Annotated in this window: 19 protein-coding genes; 8 read left to right on the top strand and 11 right to left on the bottom strand. The window is 62.0% G+C overall.

Annotated elements, in window-relative coordinates; translation table 11 throughout:
* Positions 1-80: 80 nt before the first annotated feature.
* A complete protein-coding gene (gene gyrB / locus VCK47_RS11425; protein WP_322891222.1) occupies positions 81-2,495 on the top strand; it encodes a DNA topoisomerase (ATP-hydrolyzing) subunit B in 2,415 nt (804 codons plus the stop codon).
* Between the two features lie 51 nt (positions 2,496-2,546).
* Here the strand turns inward: gyrB and VCK47_RS11430 are convergent, their stop codons facing one another.
* Genes VCK47_RS11430 through VCK47_RS11445 form a run of 4 tightly spaced genes read right to left on the bottom strand, consistent with a single transcriptional unit; the run spans position 2,547 to position 7,860 of the window.
* Complete coding sequence (locus VCK47_RS11430) at positions 2,547-4,625, bottom strand: S9 family peptidase (protein ID WP_322891223.1); 2,079 nt, start codon at positions 4,623-4,625, stop codon at positions 2,547-2,549.
* Between the two features lie 12 nt (positions 4,626-4,637).
* Positions 4,638-5,699, bottom strand: a complete 1,062-nt coding sequence (locus tag VCK47_RS11435) for an AbrB family transcriptional regulator (protein ID WP_322891224.1) — start codon at positions 5,697-5,699, stop codon at positions 4,638-4,640.
* Positions 5,671-6,576 carry a rhodanese-related sulfurtransferase gene (locus VCK47_RS11440; protein WP_322891225.1) on the bottom strand — a complete coding sequence of 302 codons (906 nt, stop codon included), beginning with the start codon at positions 6,574-6,576 and terminating at the stop codon, positions 5,671-5,673. Before VCK47_RS11440 ends, VCK47_RS11435 begins: the two co-directional genes overlap by 29 nt.
* Before the next feature lie 45 nt (positions 6,577-6,621).
* Positions 6,622-7,860: an Hsp70 family protein gene (locus tag VCK47_RS11445; RefSeq protein ID WP_322891226.1), complete on the bottom strand. Its 1,239-nt coding sequence runs from the start codon at positions 7,858-7,860 to the stop codon at positions 6,622-6,624.
* A gap of 123 nt (positions 7,861-7,983) precedes the next feature.
* On the opposite strand from VCK47_RS11445, the gene pncA reads away from it, so the two are divergent.
* From pncA to pncB, 3 genes are read left to right on the top strand one after another with little or no spacing between them, the layout of a single operon-like run.
* Positions 7,984-8,577, top strand: a complete 594-nt coding sequence (gene pncA / locus VCK47_RS11450; RefSeq protein WP_322891227.1) for a bifunctional nicotinamidase/pyrazinamidase — start codon at positions 7,984-7,986, stop codon at positions 8,575-8,577.
* Positions 8,574-9,506 carry a glycosyltransferase family 2 protein gene (locus tag VCK47_RS11455; RefSeq protein ID WP_322891228.1) on the top strand — a complete coding sequence of 311 codons (933 nt, stop codon included), beginning with the start codon at positions 8,574-8,576 and terminating at the stop codon, positions 9,504-9,506. Before pncA ends, VCK47_RS11455 begins: the two co-directional genes overlap by 4 nt.
* Positions 9,507-9,562: 56 nt before the next feature.
* Positions 9,563-10,855: a nicotinate phosphoribosyltransferase gene (gene pncB / locus VCK47_RS11460; RefSeq protein WP_322891229.1), complete on the top strand. Its 1,293-nt coding sequence runs from the start codon at positions 9,563-9,565 to the stop codon at positions 10,853-10,855.
* A 399-nt stretch (positions 10,856-11,254) separates the two neighbouring features.
* On the opposite strand, the gene VCK47_RS11465 is transcribed toward pncB, so the two are convergent.
* The 7 genes from VCK47_RS11465 to VCK47_RS11495 form a co-directional block, all read right to left on the bottom strand.
* Positions 11,255-11,689, bottom strand: a complete 435-nt coding sequence (locus VCK47_RS11465; RefSeq protein WP_322891230.1) for a hypothetical protein — start codon at positions 11,687-11,689, stop codon at positions 11,255-11,257.
* Positions 11,690-11,943: 254 nt separating this feature from the next.
* Positions 11,944-12,363, bottom strand: a complete 420-nt coding sequence (gene arfB, locus VCK47_RS11470) for an alternative ribosome rescue aminoacyl-tRNA hydrolase ArfB (RefSeq protein ID WP_322891231.1) — start codon at positions 12,361-12,363, stop codon at positions 11,944-11,946.
* 325 nt (positions 12,364-12,688) lie between these two features.
* Positions 12,689-13,330 carry a queuosine precursor transporter gene (locus VCK47_RS11475; protein ID WP_322891232.1) on the bottom strand — a complete coding sequence of 214 codons (642 nt, stop codon included), beginning with the start codon at positions 13,328-13,330 and terminating at the stop codon, positions 12,689-12,691.
* A gap of 73 nt (positions 13,331-13,403) precedes the next feature.
* On the bottom strand, positions 13,404-14,255 hold the full coding sequence (locus VCK47_RS11480; RefSeq protein ID WP_322891233.1) for an esterase-like activity of phytase family protein: 852 nt from the start codon (positions 14,253-14,255) through the stop codon (positions 13,404-13,406).
* A 72-nt stretch (positions 14,256-14,327) separates the two neighbouring features.
* Entirely contained in the window at positions 14,328-15,242 is a 915-nt protein-coding gene (gene mepA / locus VCK47_RS11485; RefSeq protein ID WP_322891234.1) for a penicillin-insensitive murein endopeptidase, read from the bottom strand.
* On the bottom strand, positions 15,212-16,600 hold the full coding sequence (locus VCK47_RS11490) for an MFS transporter (protein WP_322891235.1): 1,389 nt from the start codon (positions 16,598-16,600) through the stop codon (positions 15,212-15,214). Before VCK47_RS11490 ends, mepA begins: the two co-directional genes overlap by 31 nt.
* 65 nt (positions 16,601-16,665) lie before the next feature.
* Positions 16,666-17,211, bottom strand: a complete 546-nt coding sequence (locus tag VCK47_RS11495) for an acyl-CoA thioesterase (RefSeq protein ID WP_322891236.1) — start codon at positions 17,209-17,211, stop codon at positions 16,666-16,668.
* A 137-nt stretch (positions 17,212-17,348) separates the two neighbouring features.
* Here VCK47_RS11495 and VCK47_RS11500 point away from each other — a divergent pair, with 137 nt between their 5' ends.
* The 4 genes from VCK47_RS11500 (at position 17,349) to fdhF (ending at position 21,824) form a co-directional block, all read left to right on the top strand.
* Entirely contained in the window at positions 17,349-17,636 is a 288-nt protein-coding gene (locus VCK47_RS11500) for a YggT family protein (RefSeq protein ID WP_322891237.1), read from the top strand.
* Between the two features lie 86 nt (positions 17,637-17,722).
* The gene (locus VCK47_RS11505; RefSeq protein WP_322891238.1) at positions 17,723-18,124 is read left to right on the top strand and encodes a PA2779 family protein; all 402 of its coding nucleotides are present in this window, start codon (positions 17,723-17,725) and stop codon (positions 18,122-18,124) included.
* On the top strand, positions 18,112-18,936 hold the full coding sequence (locus VCK47_RS11510; protein WP_322891239.1) for a PA2778 family cysteine peptidase: 825 nt from the start codon (positions 18,112-18,114) through the stop codon (positions 18,934-18,936). Before VCK47_RS11505 ends, VCK47_RS11510 begins: the two co-directional genes overlap by 13 nt.
* Before the next feature lie 122 nt (positions 18,937-19,058).
* Positions 19,059-21,824 (top strand): formate dehydrogenase subunit alpha, encoded by a 2,766-nt coding sequence (fdhF, locus tag VCK47_RS11515; protein WP_322891240.1) that lies wholly within the window; start codon positions 19,059-19,061, stop codon positions 21,822-21,824.
* Positions 21,825-21,863 lie beyond the last annotated feature (39 nt).

The raw sequence follows: 21,863 nt of genomic DNA on the forward strand, positions 1-21,863 counted from the left end.
CCACAAAATATGGTGCCATTCGCGTGACATCCCCGCACATTCCGCATATATTTTGCGGGTAGATGAACAGGACTGACCCAATGGCCGATGACGACAAAAAACAAGAAGAATATGGTGCGGATTCGATCAAGGTTCTCAAAGGGTTAGAGGCTGTTCGCAAGCGTCCCGGCATGTATATCGGTGACACTGACGACGGGTCCGGTCTGCACCACATGGTCTATGAGGTCGTGGACAACGGCATTGACGAGGCTTTGGCCGGTCATGCCGACCATGTCTATGTGCGGATCAACGCCGACAGCTCTGTCACTGTGGGTGATAACGGGCGCGGTATTCCTGTCGGTATCCACGAAGGCGAAGGCGTTTCTGCAGCCGAGGTCATCATGACCCAGCTGCACGCAGGCGGCAAATTCGACAGCAATTCCTACAAGGTCTCGGGCGGTCTGCATGGCGTGGGCGTGTCGGTTGTGAACGCCCTGTCCGATTTTCTGGAACTGCGCATCTGGCGCGAGGGCAAGGAACATTACGCCCGTTTTGAAGGCGGCTTTACAGTGGAATCCCTGCGTGTGGTTGGTGATGCGGGTGGCCGCAAAGGGACAGAGGTGACGTTCCTTGCCGCGTTGGCGACCTTCAGCAACCGCGATTTCGATTTCCACATTCTGGAAAAGCGCCTGCGCGAACTGGCGTTCCTGAACTCCGGCGTGCGGATCATATTGGAAGATTTGCGCCCTGCCGAGCCTTTGCGCAACGAATTGTTCTATGAAGGCGGCGTGCGCGAATTCGTCAAATATCTGGACCGCTCGAAAACCCCGCTGATGGAAACGCCGATCTATGTGGTGGGCGAACGCGACGACATCGGGGTCGAGGTCGCGATGTGGTGGAACGACAGCTATAACGAAATGGTGCTGCCCTTCACCAACAATATCCCCCAGCGCGATGGCGGCACGCATCTGGCGGGTTTCCGTGGTGCGCTGACCCGCGCGATCATCAAATACGCGACCGAAACCGGCATCACCAAAAAGGAAAAGATCGCCCTGACAGGCGACGACGCCCGCGAAGGGCTGACCTGTGTCTTGTCGGTCAAGGTGCCCGATCCGAAGTTTTCCAGCCAGACCAAGGATAAACTGGTCAGCTCCGAAGTGCGCCCTGCCGTCGAAAACCTGATGGGCGAAAAGCTGAACGAATGGTTTGAGGAAAACCCTGCGACCGCGAAATCCATCATCTCCAAGATCGTCGAGGCCGCCGCTGCCCGTGAAGCCGCTCGCAAGGCCCGCGAGATCCGCCGCAAATCGGCGATGGATGTCAATTTCAACGCCTCAAAGCTCAAGGATTGTTCTGAAAAAGACCCGTCCAAGACCGAAGTCTTTTTGGTCGAGGGTGACAGCGCCGGTGGGTCCGCCCAAACAGGCCGCGACCGTGGCACGCAGGCGATCCTGCCGCTGAAGGGCAAGATCCTGAACGTGGAACGCGCGCGGTTTGACCGGATGCTGGGGTCTCAGGAAATCGGCAACCTTGTCATGGCGCTGGGCACCGGCATTGGACGCGATGAATTCAACATCGACAAGCTGCGCTATCACAAAGTCATCATCATGACCGACGCCGACGTCGATGGCGCGCATATCCGTACGCTGTTGCTGACCTTCTTCTTCCGGCAGATGCCCGAACTGATCGAAGGCGGGCATCTCTACATCGCGCAGCCGCCGCTGTATAAGGTCACCCGTGGCCGGTCCGAGGTCTATCTGAAAGATCAGGCCGCGATGGACGAATACCTGATCGAACAGGGGATCGAGGCCGCGATGCTGCGCCAAGGCAATGGCGAGGAAATCGCCGGTGCCGACCTGCGCCGCATCGTCGAAGAAGCCCGCCAGCTCAAACGCGTGCTGGAGGCGTTTCCGACCCATTACCCCCGCCACATCCTTGAACAGGCGGCCATCGCAGGCGCATTTGTGCCCGGCGTTGTGGAAAACGACCTGCAAGGCACCGCAGACCGCGTGGCGCAGCGCCTTGACCTGATTGCGCTGGAATGGGAACGCGGCTGGCAAGGCCGGATCACGCAGGACAAAGGCATGCGTCTGGCCCGTATCCTGCGCGGCGTGGAAGAGGTGCGCACGCTGGATGGCACCATGCTCCGCTCAGGCGAGGCGCGGCGCACAGGGACCTTCACCCAAAGCCTGCAGGATGTGTACAACCTGCCCGCGACGCTGGTCCGCAAGGACCGCAGCCAGCTGATTCATGGCCCGCTGGACCTGTTGCGCGCCATTCTCGAAGAAGGCGAAAAGGGTCTGTCGTTGCAACGCTACAAAGGTTTGGGCGAGATGAACCCCGACCAGTTGTGGGAAACCACGCTCGACCCAGATGCGCGCACGCTGTTGCAGGTCAAGGTCGAGGATGTGGCCGAGGCCGATGATCTGTTCACCAAGCTGATGGGCGATGTGGTCGAACCGCGGCGCGAGTTTATCCAGACCAATGCGCTGAACGTCGAGAATCTGGACTTTTAGTGTGGCGGGGTGAACCCCGCCCTACGGTCTGCACATTGAGGTAGGTCGGGGTTAACCCCGACCCACCGCCTTCAAAGCAAACGCATAGGACCGCGCCGCATCCTCGAGCGCGGCGAACCGCCCCGTCTTGCCGAAATGCCCCGAGGACATGTTGGTTTTCAACAGCAGGATATTGTCATCCGTCTTGGTGATCCGCAGCTTGGCGACCCATTTCGCCGGTTCCCAATAGGTCACGCGCGGGTCGGACACGCCTGCTGTCACCAGCATCGCAGGGTAATTCTGTGCGGTGACATTGTCATAGGGCGAATAGGCGCGGATATCGTCAAAGGCGGTTTTGCTTTCGATCGGATTGCCCCATTGCGACCATTCGCCGGGGGTCAAGGGCAGTGTGTCGTCAAGGATCGTGGTCAGCACATCGACAAAAGGCACGTCGGCGATGATGCCGGCCCAAAGGTCGGGGCGCATGTTGACCACCGCACCGACCAGCAGCCCGCCTGCAGACCCGCCTTGCGCGACGATCCGGCCTTTGCCGGTGTAGCCTTCGGCGATCAACGCCTCGGCGGCACCGATGAAATCGTGGAAGGTGTTGACCTTGCGCCCGAATTTCGCGTCCTCATACCACGCGCGGCCCTTCTCTTCGCCGCCGCGCACATGCGCGATAGCGTAGACGAACCCGCGATCCACCAGCGACAGGCGGTTGGCGGAAAAGCCTGCGGGCATGGAGGCCCCGTAAGAGCCGTAGCCATAAAGCAGGCAAGGTGCTGTGCTATCCAGTTTGGTCGTCGCACGGTGCAGGATTGTGACCGGCACCAGCGCGCCGTCATGCGATCGCGCCATGATCCGGCGGGTGACGTAATCGGCAGGTTCGTGGCCGCTGGGCAGTTCGGTCTGTTTCATCAGAACGCGATTACCTGTGGCCAGATCAAAATCGAACACCTGTGACGGCGTGGTTGGCGATGAGTAGGTAAAGCGGAACATATCCGTTTCATATTCCGCACTCGGGTCGGCCCCCAGCGCATAGGCTTCTTCGTCAAAGGCGATGCTTTGCATAGCACCCGTAGGCCCCTGATAGCAGATGCGCGGCAGCGCGTTTTCGCGTTCCACCCAGATCAGCCAGTCGTGATAAGCGGCCAGCCCGATCACCATGCGCCCCGCGCGGTAGGGCACCAGATCGACCCAATGCGCGCGCTGTGGCGTGGCGATGGGGGCGGTGACAATCTTGAAATCCACCGCGCCGTCGGCGTTGGTCAGGATGACGAAGTGATCGCCCTGATGGTCGATCTCGTATTCCAGACCTTCGGTGCGCGCCTCTATCAGTCGGGGCGCGGCATCTGGCGTGGCAGTGGGGATCACCCAAACCTCGTTCTCGTCGTTCATCCCGGTCGCGATCTGGACATAGGCCCCCGACCGCATCCGGCTGACGCCCACGAAATAGCGGGGGTCTTTTTCTTCATAGACCAGCACGTCATCCGCCGGATCGCTGCCGATGGTGTGGCGGAATACCTTGTTCGGGCGGTGCTGGGCATCAACGCGGACATAGAACAGCGTGCGTTCATCCGCCCATGCAACAGACCCCACATCCGCGATCAGCGTGGCGCTGTCCTGCCCGGTGGCGGTATCGCGCAGGCGCAGGGTAAAGAATTCCGAACCCGTGGTATCGGCCTGCCACGCCAGCAACCCGTGGTCGGGCGAGGATGCGACCGCACCCAGATCAAAGTATTCATGCGCCGCCGCCTCGACGTTCACGTCAAGCAGCACGACCTCGTCGCCGCCATCGCGGGCGGTGCGGATATAGACGGGGTGTTCGGCCCCTTCGCTGTAGCGCCGGACATAGGCATAAGCGCCGTTCTTGCGCGGAACAGACGTGTCGTCTTCCTTGATCCGGCCCCGCATTTCCGCGATCAGCGTGGCTTGCAGGTCGGCAGTGTCGGCCATGGCGGTGTCGTAATAGGCATTCTCGGCGCGCAGGTAATCCGCGATATCGGCGGGCAGTTTCGCGGGATCGCGCATCGCCTCTTGCCAGTTGTCCGCGCGCAGCCATGCGAAATCGTCGTGCAGGGTGACGCCATGCACGGTCGCTGTCGTCGGGCGTTTGTCCGCCAAGGGGGCGTCGGGCAAATGTTTGAACATCAAGGCTTCCAATCAAAGGGTGCGTTTGCGGATCACGGCAAAAACAAGGGGTGCAACAGCGATCACCAGCGTGATGCGGATGACGTGGATGACAGAGACATAGGTCGCATCCTGCCCCATCGCGAGGGTCAGCAGCGACATTTCCGTCAGCCCGCCCGGCGCATAGGCCAGAAACGCCTGCGCCAGCGGCATGCCGTCCGCCAGCACAATCACCTCGGCAAAGGCGACGGCGATGGCCAGCATGATCCCCGAAGACAGCGCCGCGAGCCCCAGTTCGCGCCGCAGATCGGCCAGCTTTGCCCCGACAAAGCGGGTGCCGATCACGGTGCCGATGGTGACTTGGGCCGCGATGACAAACAGGCTGGGCGGCGGCACGGTGACAAGGGCCGTATAATGCGCGATCCCGCTCAGGATCATAGGCCCAAAGACGGGGGCAGCGGGCAGGCGCGCGATCTTGCCCAGCCATGCGCCCGCAACGGCGCAAAGGCCAAGCACGGCGTAATCGCGCAGGGTCAGCGCGTCGAGGGCTGTCCAACTGGTGTCATCCGTGCCACCTGCCGTGACCCCCAGCACCAGCCCGAAAAACAGCGCGACAAAGACGATCACGATCATCACCCGCGCGGCATGGGCAAGGGCGATCTGGCGTTCGCTGCCGCCAGCCTCCCCCCCCAGCAGGATCATCTCGTTCAAACCGCCGGGCATGGCGGCGTAATAGGCGGTGACGGGGTCATAGCCACCGACGCGGCGGTAGATCAGGAACGACACCCCCGCCGCCGCCAGCAGGAACGGCGGCAGCAGAAGCAGCGTGAGCACCCAAGTCGAGATCAGCCCGAACAGCTCTGCCGTGACACCCGACCCGAGCAAAACGCCGATCACCGGCACGACGATATTGCGCAATCCGCTTGGTCCCTTGACCGGCGCGCGCAGCATGGCGGCGGCGACATTGGCGATCATCGGCCCCAGCATCCACGGCAGCGGCAGGCCGATGAAATAGGCCACCACCCCGCCCGCCAGACCGATCAGCAGCGCCAGCGCTGTCTTGCGATCAAAGCCCGCCAATATGCCGGACCCCACGGTCCTTTGCCAAGGCGATTTGCTTTTGCCGTTCGCGGAAACGGGCCTTATCTGCTTCGGTCGTCTCGTCCACGCAGTGATGGCAACTGACGCCTTCTTCATAGGCGGGATGATTGCGGTCCTCGGGCAGCAGCGGGCGGCGGCAGCCGTGGCACAGGATATGCGGCCCCTCGGCCAGCCCGTGCCCGACGCTGACGCGCCCGTCAAAGACGAAACATTCGCCGTCCCATTTACTGGCGTCCTGCGGGACTTCTTCGAGATATTTCAGGATGCCGCCCTTGAGGTGATAGACCTCTTCCACCCCTTGGCCCATCAGATAGTTGGTGGATTTCTCGCAGCGGATGCCGCCGGTGCAGAACATCGCGATCCGCTTGTTGTGGAAACGGTGCTTGTTGGCTTCCCACCAAGCGGGGAATTCGCCGAAACTTTTGGTCTGCGGGTCGATTGCACCGTCGAAAGTGCCGATCGCCACCTCGTAATCGTTGCGCGTGTCGATGACGGCCACATCGGGGGCGCTGATCAGGTCGTTCCAGTCGGCGGGGTCGACGTAGTGGCCCACCCGCGACACGGGGTCGATGTCAGGCTGGCCCATGGTGACGATTTCACGCTTCAGCCGGACTTTCATGCGGTGGAACGGGGCGTCCGCGGCGGTGCTTTCCTTCCATTCCAGATCCGCACAGCCGGGCAAGGCGCGGATATGCGCGAGCACCGCGTCGATGCCCGCGCGGTCGCCGGCGATGGTGCCGTTGATCCCCTCGCCCGCCAGCAGCAGCGTGCCGCTGATCCCGCGCGCGCGGCACAGGTCCAGCAGCGGCCCGCGCAGGGCGGCGGGGTCGGCAAAGCGGGTAAAGTGGTAAAGGGCGGCGACGATGTACATAGGCCTTGGATTACGCCTGCCTGCCAAGGGGTTCAAGAGGGGGGGTTAAGAAGGACCCGCCGCCAGCGCCAGCCCGTCGGCGACGGCGGTAAACGCCTCGCTGCGTTCAAGGGTCGCCTGCGGGAAAAGACGGGTCATCGCGCCTTCGACGCCTTGCAGCAGGCTGGACCCGCCGACAAACACGATCTTGGCGATCCGGTCGGGGGCGATTCCGGCCTGCGCCAGCGTCTCGGCAGCACAGCCCCTGATCGCGGCGATATGGTCGGCAAGGGCTGCGTCCATCGCGGCCTTGGCGGTCGGTACCCAAAGATCGGCGGTGATAAAGCGCAAATCGATGCCGGTCTGGTCCATATCTGCGGCGTTCAGCCTGATCTTGGCAGCTTCCACCGCAAAGGCGATGTCATGGCCCAGTTCCATATCCAGCACGGTCTGCAACCGCGCGAACAGGGCGGGATCGACGCCGAGCTTTGCAAACCCCGCCGCCATGCGCCGGTTTTCGGGCGTATAGACGAAGGGAATCTTCTGCCATGTCGCCAGATCGTTGTAGATCGCATTGGGCGCCACATGCCGCCCGTCGCCGATGGCATTGATGATCTCGGCCCCGCGCCCCAAGAGCGGCATCACTTGCGCCACGGACAGCGCGCGGTCGAAATCGGTGCCGCCGACGCGCACGCCGTGGCTGGCGATGATCTGCGTGGCTGCACCGTCACGCGCGAAGATCGAAAAATCCGACGTACCCCCGCCGATATCGACGACCAGCCCCAATGCACCTTTGTCGAGCGGGCCCGCCGCCAGCGCCGCTGCCTCGGGTTCATACATGAAGGTCACATCGCGGAAACCGGCCAGCAGATAGGCCTCGCGCAGGTCAAGCTCGGCCTGCGTATCGCGGGCGGGGTCGGCGGAGTGAAACCGCACGGGGCGGCCTGACAAGGCGTCGTCATAGGTCTGGCCTGTCTCGGCCTGCGCCCTTTCGCGGATCATCGCCAGAAACCGCGCGACAACCTCCAGCAGGGTCAGGCGTTCATGCGCGATCATGCGCCGTTCGCGCAGCAATGGCGTGCCCAAGACCGATTTCAGCGCCCGCATGAAGCGGCCTTCGCGACCGTCGATCAAGGCGGTGTTGGCGGCGGACCCATAAAGCGTGACCTTGCGATCAGGGTCGAAAAACACCGATGTCGGCAGGGTCGTGCGTCCGGGTTCGACGGCGATCAGATGCGGACGACCCGCCGCCATCACACCCGCCGCTGTGTTCGACGTGCCGAAATCGATCCCGAGCGTTGCCATGCTGCCCCCTGCAAAGACGCTGCCGATAGGAAAATTGCGGCCTGTGCGCAAGCCCTCGGGTTTCGCTCGCAGCGAAACAATGGCAGATTGCGCACGAACCACAGGTTGCAGAGGACCCGCAGCATGACACACGCCCTGATCGTGATCGATGTCCAGAAAGACTTTTGCCCCGGCGGTGCGCTGGCTGTCTCCGGTGGGGACGAGGTGGTCGCAGGCATCAACGCGGCGATGACCGATTTCGACGTAGTCGTGCTGACACAGGATTGGCATCCGGCGGGGCATTCGTCTTTTGCGTCCAGCCATGACGCGGCACCGATGAGCATGATGGACATGCCCTATGGTCCGCAGGTTCTGTGGCCGGACCACTGCATCCAAGGGTCGCTTGGCGCGCAGTTCCATCCCGACCTGACGGTGGACCGCGCCGATCTGATCCTGCGCAAAGGGCACAATCCGGCCATCGACAGCTATTCCGCGTTCTTCGAAAACGACCGGACGACGCCCACGGGGCTGGAAGGTTACTTGCGTACGCGCGGCATCGACCGGATCACGCTGGTGGGGTTGGCCACGGATTTCTGCGTGGCCTATTCCGCGCTTGATGCGGCAAAGCTGGGGTTCGCCGTCACCGTGCGGATGGATCTGTGCCGTGCGATCGATTTCGATGGGTCCTTGGCGCGGGCCAAGGCGGATATGCAGGCCGCGGGCGTCGGTCTGCAATGACGGTCTCGATCATCATCCCGACCTACAACCGCCCCGCCTTGCTGCAGCGGGCGGTCTCATCAGCCTTGACTGCCTGCCCGCAGGATGGCGAGGTGTTCGTCATCGACGACAGGTCCGACACAGCCCAGACAGCCTTGGACGAGGTCACCGACCCGCGTCTGCGGATCACGACGAACACTGGCGACAAAGGTGCCGCAGGCGCGCGCAACCATGGGATCGCGCAGGCCAAGGGCGACATTGTGATGTTCCTTGACGATGACGACGTGATGGTCGCGGACTATCCGGCGCGGGTCGTGGCGGCGGCAAGGCACAGTGGGGCGGCTTGGGGTTTCGCAAGACGGGCCGAGATTGCACGGATCGGACAGGCGTTAGAAACGGCGCGACCTAGTCAGACGCCAGATATTGCGACCGGGATGGTACCGGACAATGTGCCGATCCTCACGCGCTTGCCGGCATTCAGCCAAGGATTCTGGATGCGACGGGAGGTTTTTGATGATCTTGGACCGATCTTTGCCGATCAGACGCTAGACGAGGACTCCGATTATTGCTTTCGACTTTATGGTCAGGGGCGCAGAGCATGGTTCGAGTCAGAGCCCGGTTGTATCTATAGCCGGAATTACCTTGTCCCTGAAAACACCGCGCCGCAACTGACCTGTGGCGGCGCGAAACGGATAGAATCGCAATGCCACTTGCGCACGTTCCAGCGCAACCAGCAGTATTTTGGCACGAGGTCGCCCGAGCGCTGGGCGCTGATCCGGCGCTGTCTGCGCTTTGCGGCATATCACGACGTTAGCGAGACGCCTCCTGAACTTTTGACGGGACTGAAACCCCTCGACTGGCGCATCCGCGCCTGGCTGTTCTGGCAGATGAAGAAGCATGGGAAGAACATCCACCAGCGCCGTGTCTCGCGTAAACTGGCGCGCAGCTAACCCTTGCCCTTGCGCGCCGGCCTTGGTCTAACACCCCAAACCTACAGGGGAACATCATGGTCGATATCGCCACCCGCGTCTGGAACCACAAATGGAAGATCGACCCGATCGTCCGCTCGCTGATCGACACGGATTTCTACAAGCTCTTGATGTGCCAGTCGGTGTTCCGCAACCACCCCGACACGCAGGTCACCTTCAGCCTCATCAACCGGACCAAATCCATCCGGCTGGCCGATCTGGTGGATGAAGGCGAATTGCGCGAACAGCTGGACCATATCCGCTCTCTCCGCCTGACGCGGGGCGAAAGCACGTGGCTGCGCGGCAATACCTTTTACGGCAAACGGCAGATGTTCACCCCCGCCTTCATGGAATGGTTCGAGAACCTGTCGCTGCCGCCCTATCACCTCGAAAAGATCGACGGGCAGTATGAACTGACGTTTGAGGGATCATGGCCCGAGGTCATGCTGTGGGAAATCCCCGCGCTGGCCGTTATCATGGAACTGCGCAGCCGTGCCGTGCTCAAAGGCATGGGGCGGTTCGAGCTGCAGGTGCTTTACGCCCGCGCCATGACGAAGCTGTGGGAAAAGGTCGAGGACCTGCGCCACATCCCCGACTTGCGGCTGGCGGATTTCGGCACGCGGCGGCGGCATTCCTATCTGTGGCAGGACTGGTGCGTGCAGGCGATGATGGAAGGGCTGGGCGACAATTTCACCGGCACCTCCAACTGCCGCATCGCCATGCAGCGCGAGATCGAGGCGATCGGCACCAATGCCCACGAACTGCCCATGGTCTATGCAGCCCTGGCCGACAGCGACGCAGCCCTGCGCCACGCGCCCTATGCGGTGCTGGCCGACTGGCAGGAGGAACACGACGGCAACCTGCGGATCATCCTGCCCGACACCTACGGGACCAAGGGGTTTCTGGACCGCGCCCCCGACTGGCTGGCGGGCTGGACGGGCATCCGCGTGGACAGCGGCGATCCGGCGGCGGGGGCCGAGACGGCGATCGCCTGGTGGCAGTCACGCGGAGAGGACCCGCGCCAGAAACTGGTGATCTTTTCCGATGGGCTGGACGTGGCCAAGATCATCGAACTGCACCAGCAATTCGCCGGACGGGTGCGGGTCAGCTTTGGCTGGGGGACGATGCTGACCAATGATTTCAAAGGCTTGGTGAAGGGCGACGCGCTGGCGCCGTTCAGCCTTGTCTGCAAGGCGGTGAGCGCCAACGGCCGGCCCACGGTCAAGCTGAGCGACAACCCCAACAAGGCGATGGGGCCTCTTGATGAGATCGCACGTTATAAGCGCGTGTTCGGGGTGGGGGAGCAGGAGCGGGTGGAGGTTGTGGTTTAAAGGCGGCAAAACGCTAGTCTTGCCGCCCCCCTTGATTACTCGTCGTCGACGAGGATCGGCCAAGCGCGCTTACCAAAGCGGCTTGCATACACCTTTTCCCCGGTTTTAGGGTCAGTCTTCCACGGACGGAAGATCCAACGCTTACCGGGAGGCGCGGGAGGGAATTTATGCCCCATGCCCGTATCTCCTTGATTCAGGATTATTGTTGATACGAAGCGCGATTTGTGAGAAACATGACTACCACATCAGTTTTCTGCCGCGCTTCGCGATGGATAAGCTACCAAGAAAGCCGATCCGAGAGGATCGGCTTTTTTCGTTCTCCCCTGTTAGCCTGCAATGCAGGGTAGCGTCGCTAACAGGGGCTATCTATTATAACGTTGTAACGCACTTCCATTCTCCTTAAATTAAATCGTCCAGTATATCATGGCTATCGCTGGCGCTGCCTGCGCTCTTACCAAGATACCAAAGGCCGTCCTTCTCGATGTAAAGCCCTTCCTTGAGGCCCTTACGAAGTTCTCCCCGAATGGTGGAGACTGCAATCATTTTTTCGAACTCTGTAACCGCGGCGCTTTCGATGTCCTGCGGTGACGAACCAAAAATCTCGTTTTCGGCTAACACTCGTTGCACGAGTTTGCGCGGTAATCCGCGTGGCGCGCGCTTACGATCATCATTTTCATCATGAGAGGTGTCCACTCTTCCAGATTTCGTAGTATTCCCCGAAAGCAATGACAGCATGTGCGACTTAGCGTGCTCCTCACCAGCTTCAAAGGCAGCCCTTAAGACCGTCTCAAGCCGCTTTTGCTCTGCCTGAATAATGTCCTCAATGCGCGACATGGCGAACCCCAATAACCCGTTATTGCAATAATGCCACAACGGCGAACACCCGTCAAGAGTGTAAGGCCGCGCTTATTTAGCGGCGCGCTAATTTACTTTAGGCGCGAACTTTGGCGGAAATCGGTGATTGCGATCTTATTTCAGCGAATCGCGCGCCTTGAGGTATGGCAGGTCTAGTCGAAGCGCAGATTTCGCACTTTTGCAGCGCAGTCCAAAGCTAACGCCATGCAGAAGAGCGCAAAACGCGTCCCCCCTCACTCATCCACCTTCCCCCGCATCGCCTTCACTTCCCCGCGCACCTTCTTCTCTTTCAGCCGCCGCTTGACCGACCCGTAGGTCGGTTTCGTGGCGACGCGGCGTTTGGGGACCACGGTGGCGGACAGGACCAGCTCGGCCAGCCTCTCGCGGGCGATGTCGCGGTTGCGGGCCTGGCTGCGGGTGTCCTGCACAAAGATCACGATGGCCCCGTCATTCGTCCAGCGCCGCCCCGCCAGCCGCCGCAGCCGCCGTTTCACCGGATCGGGCAGGTTGGGAGACCGTTCCGCCTCGAACCGCAATTCGACCGCGGTGGACACCTTGTTCACGTTCTGCCCGCCCGGACCCGACGCGCGGGCAAAGCTTTCCGTCAGCTCCCAATCGGCGATGGTGATCTGGTCGGTTATGCGCAGGGTCATGACGGGGCTCGTTCTATTTGGGGGTGCGGCCGCATTTGGTTGCGCCAAACGCTTACCCGCAGACGTCGAAAGCTACGCTTTCAACGGAAAAAGGGCTATCCGGTCTGGATAGCCCTTTCCTGAATGTCGGAGGTGGGTCGGTTAGGATCTCCACCTTGGGGTTAACTCAGCCAAGGGCTGCCTTAGCTGCGCGCCCCCCAAGTTGTCCCGCCACACGTCTCCAGAACTTCATGATGCACTGGATCACCTCCTTTCAAATGTTTCGATACTCTGAGGTTCGCACAGATTTGGTATATTTCAAGTAAAAATATACCACAGGTCGCGTTTATATTGACGCCCGCTGCAAACGCCCAACAATCAGGCGGAATGGCAACAGGGCCAGCAGCGCGATGGTCAGCTTGACCCCCCAATCCGCCACGGCGAGCGAGACCCAGAGCGGCACGAGCGGCCCTGCGTTCAGGAACGGCACGGCGTCCTGCGCCCAGATGACTTCATCCGCTGCCGCGGCAGACAGCCCGTTGAACGCCGCCGAAAACGCGATGGAGAAGAAGATCACCGTATCCACGGTGGACCCGACCAGCGTGCTGCCAAGCGGTGCTTTCCACCACGACCCGTCGCGCAGGCGGTTGAACACAGCGATATCCAGCATCTGCGCGACAAGAAAGGCGGTCGCCGACCCGATGGCGATGCGGATGGCGACAGCGGGGTATTCATACCCGTCGCCTTGCAGCATGATCTGGCTGCCGATCAGCGAACAGACGATCCCGACGACCAGCCCTGAAAACACGACCTTGCGCGCGGCTTGCGTGCCGTAGACGCGGTTCATCACATCGGTGACGAGGAAGGCCAGCGGATAGGTGAACGCCCCCCATGTCAGAAGGCCGTCAAGGATCAGGAATTGCACAAGGATGTTAGAGGCCACGACGATGGCGGCCATGGCGAGAACGCCGGGAAGGATGCGTGTCATTTGAATGTTTCCGTTTTGACAAGGGTGCGGCACTTGGCCCCCAAAGGGGACAGCGCGACCTAACGCCCGCCTGTCAGTCCGTCAACCGGTATTCCACGATCTCGGTCCGTTGAAAGGCGCGGAAGTTGTCGTCCGAGATCAGGGTCATCCGCAGGCCCTGATCGTCCTGCCAGATGCTGATCCCTTCGAGGTTGTCATGTGCGCGCACCCGCGTTTGCAGCACCAGCTCTTCATTGCCGCCGGTCATGTCGAACCGCCGCACTCTGCTGCGGAACCCGATGCCAAGGAAATCGCGTTCCAGCACATAAAGCCGCCCGTCCGGCCCGATATCCGCGCCGACCACCAGAAACGCGCCCCGACGGGGTATGTCGAAAGGCTGGTCCCAGAGGCCATCGGCCAGCCGGTAAACAGGGAAAGGCAGCGTCGCGGCGCCCGACCGTTCGGGGATGGTGTAAAGCGCGCCATGGCTGTCGATGGCCAAAGCTTCCAGCGATGCGTTTGCCTGCATCCCGTCAAACGCCGGTGTCGTCATTAGGTCCGACCCCGGCGCATCAATGACGGCAAAGCTGCGGATGCCGTGCATCCATTCAAAGGACACATAGATCGTCCCATCGGGGGCAATGGCTATCCCTTCGCTGTCGCTTTCGGCGCGGGTCAAGGCGCGCCCACCCGGACCTGTCATCGTGACGATGCGCCCCGCCGTGATGCCGGTGATCTGTCCGTCCGTTCGCGCGAAGTTGCCAGTGATGAACACCGCCCGGTCGCTGAGCGCGACAAAGCTTGCCCCGTCGTCGGACACCTCTATCGCGGAAAAGCCGCCAAAGCGCGGATCGTCCAGCGTCCAGTGATGGCTGCCGATCAACACTGCCTCTGACCGGGCAGGCAGGGCCAGCCAGAGGGCAGCCAGAAGATAAGTCAGGCGCAAGGCGGGATCATTTCACTGTGGCCGGCATAGCACCGACCATAGGTTTACAGGGTTAAGATCGCTTTACTGCAATCACTCGGCGTTCAAAACAGCCAGACACTGACCGGGCAAGCTCGCCATCGTCAGTTCGCCGCGGGGCGTGACGGGAGGGGCATTGGGATCGCGCGGGCGCGGCGGGGGCGGGTTGATGATGTTGTTCACCCATTCCTGCGCTTCGGCGCAGCCGTCACCGGGCGGTGGCGGGGCCTGATCGACGCAGGTCGCATCCCCTGCTGGGCAGTTCAGCCGGACGTGGAAATGATAGTGATGCCCGTACCAAGGCCGGACCTTGTTCAGCCAGCTGCGGTCGCCGGTGGCGTTGTTGCACATTTCGACCTTGGCCCCCGGAAACACGAAAATCCGTGCGGTGCGCGGGTCAGAGGCCGCGGCGCGGATCAGCGCCTCGTGCTGCGGGGTCCAGTCGCTGTTGACATAGGCACCATTGGCCCGCCGCATCGAGATCGACGAAATCGCCTCGCGCTCGGCGCGGGTCAGGTCCAGCCGCGTGGCGGGCAGCATCCAGATATCGGCATCAAGGCCGGTCTGGTGGCTGGCGTGGCCTGTCAGCATCGGCCCGCCGCGCGGCTGGCTGAGATCGCCGACATAAAGGCCGTTCCAGCCCGGCAAGGTCGCCGCAAACCGGCTGAGGTCCTGCACATAATCCACGGTGATCGGCTGCGCCCAGTTGCGGTTGCGCGACAGGCGCATCGCCTGCCATGTCGGGCCGGTTTCGGGCAGGGCGACCGCACCGGCCTGACAGCCTTGCGAATAGCCGCCCAAGGCTGCGGGCGATTGCGCGGTGGGGCGCGGGGCTGCGCCGAACAGCGCTTTTGCCACGCGGGTGTCACCTGCGTTCTGCATCACCTCGACCCGTGGTGCGGGGGTTTCATCCGGCTGGCAGGCGGCCAGCCCCATGCTCAGGATGAGTGCTGCGGCAATGCGGACCATGCGTCACGATCTCCGTTCTTGTTGACATAGCGTAGCAAGAAAAGCCCGATCATGAAAAGGAAGATTATCGGCAAAAAGCCCAATTGGTTGCTGCCCGTGATGATCGTGAAGATCGTGATCAGCGCGGGCGCAAGGAATGCTGTGGCCTTGCCGGTCAGGGCGAAGAGGCCGAATGCCTCGGCCGGATGGTCGGGATGGGTATGCCGCACCATCATCGAGCGCGATGAGGCATAAAGCGCACCACCCGCCCCGCCGATGCAGACGCCGCAGAAATAGAACACCAGATCGGGGATGGGGGACCCTTCGGGCAGCGGGATGCCAAAGATCGCCTCGCGCGACATGCCGACGATGATGACCGACACGCCGATCAGCACCCAGACGCAGGCTTTGATCACGGGTTTCGGGCCATAGCGTGCATCGCCCAAGCCGCCAAGCCATGTCACGATAGCCGCCGCGATGGCCGCGATGATGCCAAACACGCCGATCTGGATCGTCTGCCATTGCAGCACCAGTGCCGCATAGACCCCGCCAAATGCATAGACCGCGTTCAGCGCGTCGCGATAGAACATCGACCCCAGCAGGAAATTCAGCAGGCTTTTGCGCTTCACGACGGATCGCAGCGTATCCATCAGCTCGCCCGCGACGGCGCGCATGTCGGTGGATTGGCGCACGGCATTGGGATCGTCGCGGACATAAAGAAAGAACGGGATGATAAAGATCACATACCAGATCGCGATGAACGGCCCGACCGACCGCGTGCCTTCGCGCAGCTCAGGGTCCAGCCCGAACAGCGGCGCATTGCCAAGCAGGGTGACGCCCTGATCGTTTTCCGCCAGCAACAGCAGCATCAGGAACAGCGACACCACCCCGCCCCAATAGCCGAACGCAGCACCCGACCCCGAGATGCGCCCGACCTCGCGGTCATTGCCCAAGGACGGCAGGATCGCGTTGACGAAGTTCAAGGCACTTTCTGCGGCGATAAAGCCCACATAGAACAGGATCAGGATCAGGATCAGCGACGCGCCATCCGGCGTCAGCCCCCACAGCATCCAAGTCGCCACCACGTAAACGACCGAGAAAAAGGCGATCCACGGGATCTTGCGCCCTGACCGGTCGGCAAAGGCCCCAAGAAACGGCGCACTGAAGGCGATGAGCAGCCCTGCGACGGTCTGGCCTGCGGACCAGATCCATTGCGCGCGGGCGTTGGCGGCGGATTCCTCCAGCCCTGTGCCCAGATAATACTGTGCGGCGACGACCGCGAAATAGGGGCCGAAGATAAAGGTTAGCCCAAGCGTGTAAAAGGGCTGCGACGCCCAATCGAACGCCATCCATCCCCAGATCCGTTTCTTGCTGACCATGACCTGCCCCTGCATCCCTTTTCAGGGACTAGACACTGCAAATCATGTCGCTGGCAAGACAAGGTTTAGGGATGCGCGCCGTGATCGACAGGGGGCCATGGGCGTGTGCGGTCGGCGTCGATCCAGCCTTGCACCCAGTCGGGCAGGCGCGGTTGCGGATCGCTCATGCCCATTTCCGCCAGCAGCCGTTCCGGTTTGACGATCCCGTTCCTGTCCGTCGCCGCAGAGCGGTAAAGGATCTGTACCGCGCACTCCTGTCCGATCCAGATCGACTGGTCGAGATACATGAATTTGTCATCCCAGCCGATGCATTTGCTGACCATGCGGAACCGTGTGAAGGGCCTGATCCGCTTGCGATAGCGCACTGACGCACCTGCCATCGTCAGCCCCCAGCCATTGCGCTGCAAAGCGGCTACAAGCCCGGTGCGGATACCCAGCCCCGTGCGGCCCAGATCCATGATCGTCAGGATGCGCCCGTTGTTCATCTCGAGATAAACATCGATATCCTGCGGCCAGCAGCGGTGCCACGACACATGCGCGTCCATCGGCCCAAGCGCGGGCCTGCGCCGGTTGACGAACAGTTCTTTCATGGTGCGGATGACGGGATACATGCAATGCCTCTCTGGATGCTCCCGAGATGGGCATAGCTGACGTAAACGTCAACTTTGACCTTGGGGCAACCATGGGCTTGCCGGACAAGGCCAGAACGCTTAGGTCAGTGCCACACATTCCAAAGGGCGTTTCTTCCATGCTTACCATCATCCAGGCATTGCTTTTGATCATCGGCGTCGTGCGATTTTTTGTCATCGCCCATTTCATCATGAGCTGGCTGATCCGGTTCGAGGTGCTGAACGTCCGCCAGCAATTTGTAGGGCAGGTGTGGTACACGCTGGAACGCGTGCTGGAGCCGATCTATGGCCCGATCCGGCGGATGCTGCCCAACATGGGCGGGATCGACCTGTCGCCCATCGTGGTGTTGGTGGGTCTGGAGATCCTGCGCATCTTCCTGATCAACAACATGAGCATGTTCCTCTGACCTGTGAAAGCGTTGCAGGACATGGTTGCGCGCTGGCCGGTTTTGCTGGAAACTCCGGTGATGATTGCAATCAAGGAGCAGTGACGATGGGTGTTTTCGACCTTTCCCGCAAAAGTTTGGCCATCCTGCTGTCGGCCCAACTGCTGTTGGCCACGCAGACTGCGACGCTGGCGCAGGCGCAGATGCTGGGGACCGAAGATGCGATCGCCCGTTATGCCGCGATGGCCGACCGCGACCTGCTGCTTGGTGAACTGCAGCGCGCCGAGGTCCGCGACCAGATCATCGACCTTGGTATCGACCCCGCCGAGGCAGAGGCGCGTCTGGCCGCATTGTCCGACGCAGAGATTGCGACGATCCTGACGCAGATGGAAAACGACAGCGCGGGTGCCGATATCGTGGGCACGTTGTTCACCGTCTTCATCATCCTGCTGGTCACCGATTTCCTGTGCTTCACAAGGGTGTTCAGCTTTACCCGTTGCGTCCGCTAACGGCCTTTCTGGCAGGCGCGCTGGCCTTTCTGGCCGCCTGCGCCGCACCCTTCGACCCTGACGCGCGGCTGACGGTCGATGTCCCGACCCGTGCAGAGATCGCAGGCGTGCCCTTGATCCGGCAAGAGGCGTTTTTTTGCGGACCCGCCTCTATCGCGATGGTGATGCAATGGGCGGGCTCGGATGTGACGCAAGAACAGGTTGCGGCGCTTGCCTTCAGCCCCGGTGCGGGTGGTACTTATACCGCAGACATGATCGGCAGCAGCCGCAGGCTGGGGCAACTCGCCGTCGAGATCCGCACATTCGATCAATTACTGGCCGAGGTTGCCGCTGGTCATCCGGTGATCGTATTCCAGAACCTTGGCCTCGGGGTCGCCCCTGTTTGGCACTATGGCGTTGTGACGGGCTATGATTTCGACCGTGACGAGGTCTATCTGAACTCCGGCCAAGCGGACCTAATGGTCATGCCTTTCGCCGTGTTCGAACGGACGTGGCGGCGCGGTGACTATTGGGGGCTGGTCGTTTTGCCGCCGGATCGCCTGCCTGTCAGCGTGGGGCAGACGGCGGTCTTGTCGGCGGCGGCGGCGCTGGAGCGGGCCGGTCAGCCAGAGGCCGCAGAAACTTTGTATCATACGGGTGCGGACCGCTGGCCCGACAACTGGCTGTGGCTTTTCGGCTTGGGCAACGCGCGTTATGCGCAAGGCGATCTGCGCGGCGCCCGCAGCGCCTTGCGGCAGGCGCAGGCACTGGCCCCCGGTATTCCCGAAATCCGCGCCAATCTGGCGACCGTCACGACCGCGCTGGGCCGCTAGGCGAAACGGCTGTCGCCTATCGGAACGGCGCATGGCGCAAAAGCACCGCTGGCGGTCGCGCCTGACCTTTCCGTGCGGCAAAGCCCGTGGTCTATTCTGCCAAAGCGCAGCGGAGATGCCTGATGTCCGACCCGATCACCTTTACCCTTGATGGCGCAACCGTCACCGCCGCCCCCGGCCAGACGATCTGGGAGGTGGCGAACGGGCGCGGTCTGGTGATCCCGCATCTTTGCCACAAACCCGCCCCCGGCTATCGGTCCGACGGTAACTGCCGCGCCTGCATGGTCGCCATCGAAGGTGAACGCACGCTGGCCGCATCCTGCATCCGCGAACCGCGCGACGGCATGGTCGTGACCACCAACCAACCGCGCGAGGTGCAGGCGCGGCGCATGGTGATGGAACTGCTGGTCGCCGACCAGCCAGCGCAGGCTGTGGCGCATGACCGGTCCAGCCATCTGTGGGACATGGCCGACGCGCAAGGTGTGGCTGTCAGCCGCTTTCCCGCCAAGGCCGAGCATATTCCGCTGCTGGATGACAGCCATGTCGCGATGTCGGTGAACCTTGATGCCTGTATCCAATGCGGGCTTTGCGTGCGGGCCTGCCGCGAAGTGCAGGTCAATGATGTGATCGGCATGGCGGGGCGCGGTGGCACCGCCTATCCGGTGTTCGACATGGATGACCCGATGGGGGGATCGTCCTGCGTAGCCTGCGGCGAATGTGTGCAGGCCTGCCCGACAGGGGCGCTGCTGCCCGCGACGGTGACCGATGAAAACCAGCAGGGCGATACCCGCGATTTTGACCGCGAGGTCGCCAGTGTCTGCCCGTTCTGCGGTGTGGGGTGTCAGGTCAGCCTCAAGATCAAGGACAATAAGGTCAAGTTCGTCGAAGGCATCAACGGCCCTGCGAACGAAGGGCGGCTATGCGTCAAGGGGCGGTTCGGGTTCGACTATATCCATCATCCGCACCGCCTGACCAAACCGCTGATCCGCCGCGCCGATGCGCCCGCCAAGGGGCTGAACGTCGATCCCGGCAACTGGCAGACCCATTTCCGCGAGGCGACATGGGACGAAGCACTGGATGCCGCGGCCAACGGCCTGAGCGCGATTGGCGGCAAGGGCGTGGCGGGCTTCGGCTCGGCCAAATGCACCAATGAAGAGGCCTATCTGTTCCAGAAACTGATCCGGCAGGGGTTCGGCCACAACAACGTCGACCACTGCACGCGGCTTTGCCATGCGTCATCGGTGGCGGCCTTGATGGAAAATGTCGGCTCCGGTGCCGTGACCGCGACCTTCAACCAGATTGAACATTCCGATGTCGCCATCGTCATCGGCGCCAACCCGATCGAAAACCACCCCGTTGCCGCGACCTATTTCAAGCAATTCGCCAAACGCGGCGGCAAGCTGATCGTGATGGACCCGCGCGGGCAGGCGTTGAAACGGCATGCCTCGCATATGCTGCAATTCCGTCCCGGTGCCGATGTGTCGATGCTGAACGCGATCATGCATGTGATCGTCGAGGAACAGCTTTACGACCAGCAATATATCGCCGCCTATACCGAGAATTGGGAAGCCGAGAAGGCGCATCTGGCCGATTTCAGCCCAGAAAAGATGGCCGGCATCTGCGGGATCGATGCCGAAACGCTCCGCGATGTGGCGCGCACCTTTGCCGGTGCGAAGGCTGCGATGATTTTCTGGGGCATGGGCGTCAGCCAGCATATCCACGGCACCGACAACGCGCGCTGCCTGATTTCGCTGGCGCTGATGACAGGGCAGGTAGGACGTCCGGGGTCCGGCTTGCATCCGCTTCGCGGGCAGAACAACGTGCAGGGCGCGTCGGATGCAGGCATGATCCCGATGTTTTTGCCCGATTACCAGCCCGTCGGCGACCAGGGCGTGCGCACCGCGTTTCAGGAGGTGTGGCAGCACGGCGAGATCGACGCCACCAAGGGCCTGACCGTGACCGAGATTCTGGATGCCGTGCATGATGGCGACATCCACGGTATGTATATCCTCGGCGAAAACCCCGCCATGTCGGACCCCGATGTGGATCATGCACGTGCGGCCCTTGCCAAGCTGTCGCATCTGGTCGTGCAGGACATCTTCATCACCGAAACCGCCAATTTCGCCGATGTGATCCTGCCCGCCAGCGCCTTTGCCGAAAAGACCGGCACGGTGACCAACACCAACCGGCAGGTCCAGATGGGCCGCCCCGCCGTGCCGCCCCCCGGCCACGCGCGCGAGGATTGGTGGATCACCGTGGAACTGGCCAAACGGCTGGGCCTGCCATGGACCTATGCGCATCCGTCCGAGGTGTTCGGCGAAATGACCCAAGTTATGGCGTCGCTCAACAATATCACTTGGGACCGGCTCGAAGCGCAAAGTGCGGTGACCTATCCGTCGCTCACGCCCGATGATCCGGGCCAGCCGATTGTCTTTGCCGATGGTTTCCCGCGCGAGAATGGCCGCGCCAAATTCACCCCCGCCAGCGTGATCGCGCCGGACGAGACGCCTGATGCCGACTACCCGATGATCATGACCACGGGACGCCAGCTCGAACATTGGCACACCGGCTCGATGACACGGCGGTCGCGCGTGCTGGACGCGGTCGAACCCGAGGCGAATTGTTCGCTGCATCCCGCGACCCTGCGCAGGCTGGGCGTGGAGCCGGGCGGGATGGTGCGCCTGACGACACGGCGCGGCAGCATCGACATCATGGCGCGGTCCGACCGCGCGGTCGCCCCCGACATGGTCTTTGTCCCCTTTGCCTATGTCGAGGCGGCAGCGAATATCCTGACCAATCCCGCGATCGACCCCTATGGTAAGATCCCCGAATTCAAGTTTGCCGCCGTCAGGGTGGAGAAAGCGCAAAGCGAGGTCGCGGCGGAGTAGCGGTCAGCCGGAGTAGCCCTGCAAGGTGATTGCCGGAGG

It is taken from the genome of Yoonia sp. 72, assembly GCF_034652275.1.
Taxonomy (GTDB): Bacteria; Pseudomonadota; Alphaproteobacteria; order Rhodobacterales; family Rhodobacteraceae; genus Yoonia.

What these genes read in the sequence shown, in the direction of transcription:
- VCK47_RS11440 (WP_322891225.1), bottom strand. Translation starts at nt 6,576, where the DNA reads ATGTACATCGTCGCCGCCCTTTACCACTTTACCCGCTTTGCCGACCCC.
- VCK47_RS11495 (WP_322891236.1), bottom strand. Translation starts at nt 17,211, where the DNA reads ATGTATCCCGTCATCCGCACCATGAAAGAACTGTTCGTCAACCGGCGC.
- gyrB (WP_322891222.1), top strand. Translation starts at nt 81, where the DNA reads ATGGCCGATGACGACAAAAAACAAGAAGAATATGGTGCGGATTCGATC.
- VCK47_RS11465 (WP_322891230.1), bottom strand. Translation starts at nt 11,689, where the DNA reads ATGTCGCGCATTGAGGACATTATTCAGGCAGAGCAAAAGCGGCTTGAG.
- pncB (WP_322891229.1), top strand. Translation starts at nt 9,563, where the DNA reads ATGGTCGATATCGCCACCCGCGTCTGGAACCACAAATGGAAGATCGAC.
- VCK47_RS11430 (WP_322891223.1), bottom strand. Translation starts at nt 4,625, where the DNA reads ATGTTCAAACATTTGCCCGACGCCCCCTTGGCGGACAAACGCCCGACG.
- VCK47_RS11475 (WP_322891232.1), bottom strand. Translation starts at nt 13,330, where the DNA reads ATGACACGCATCCTTCCCGGCGTTCTCGCCATGGCCGCCATCGTCGTG.
- fdhF (WP_322891240.1), top strand. Translation starts at nt 19,059, where the DNA reads ATGTCCGACCCGATCACCTTTACCCTTGATGGCGCAACCGTCACCGCC.
- pncA (WP_322891227.1), top strand. Translation starts at nt 7,984, where the DNA reads ATGACACACGCCCTGATCGTGATCGATGTCCAGAAAGACTTTTGCCCC.
- VCK47_RS11490 (WP_322891235.1), bottom strand. Translation starts at nt 16,600, where the DNA reads ATGGTCAGCAAGAAACGGATCTGGGGATGGATGGCGTTCGATTGGGCG.
- VCK47_RS11500 (WP_322891237.1), top strand. Translation starts at nt 17,349, where the DNA reads ATGCTTACCATCATCCAGGCATTGCTTTTGATCATCGGCGTCGTGCGA.
- VCK47_RS11445 (WP_322891226.1), bottom strand. Translation starts at nt 7,860, where the DNA reads ATGGCAACGCTCGGGATCGATTTCGGCACGTCGAACACAGCGGCGGGT.
- VCK47_RS11505 (WP_322891238.1), top strand. Translation starts at nt 17,723, where the DNA reads ATGGGTGTTTTCGACCTTTCCCGCAAAAGTTTGGCCATCCTGCTGTCG.
- VCK47_RS11455 (WP_322891228.1), top strand. Translation starts at nt 8,574, where the DNA reads ATGACGGTCTCGATCATCATCCCGACCTACAACCGCCCCGCCTTGCTG.
- mepA (WP_322891234.1), bottom strand. Translation starts at nt 15,242, where the DNA reads ATGGTCCGCATTGCCGCAGCACTCATCCTGAGCATGGGGCTGGCCGCC.
- arfB (WP_322891231.1), bottom strand. Translation starts at nt 12,363, where the DNA reads ATGACCCTGCGCATAACCGACCAGATCACCATCGCCGATTGGGAGCTG.